The organism is Shewanella sp. AS1 (genome assembly GCF_021412565.1).
Lineage (GTDB): Bacteria > Pseudomonadota > Gammaproteobacteria > Enterobacterales > Shewanellaceae > Shewanella.
Window position 1 is genome coordinate 1 of record NZ_JAKCLJ010000067.1, and the last position, 291, is coordinate 291.

The 291-nt window shown below is 72.9% G+C and carries 1 protein-coding gene; it reads right to left on the reverse strand.

The window, feature by feature from the left end:
* The coding region (locus LZP69_RS16085; RefSeq protein WP_234201706.1) for a GAF domain-containing protein at positions 1-280 on the reverse strand (280 nt) is incomplete at its 3' end.
* Between the last annotated feature and the right edge of the window lie 11 nt (positions 281-291).

The following is a 291-nucleotide window of genomic DNA, read 5'->3' on the forward strand; positions in this document are numbered from 1 at the left end:
GCACGACGTGGATCGCGCCTATCCCGCGCCCCTCCCAGAGCATCGGCGCGACGATGGCGGCACGCATGCCCATTCCAGTCCAGCCGGCGCGGGCGATCGGCGGCACCTCGGGGTCGTGCTCGATGTCCGCGAAGTGGATCACGCGGCGCTCGCCGACTGCGCGACCGGTCGCGGTCGTCCCGTCGAGCGGCATCGGGTAGAGCTGCGCGAGCCCCTCCCGACCGGGTCCGTGGTACGCGGCGAGATGCACCCGGCCGTCGTCGCCGACCTGGGTGATCACGCCTACCTTGC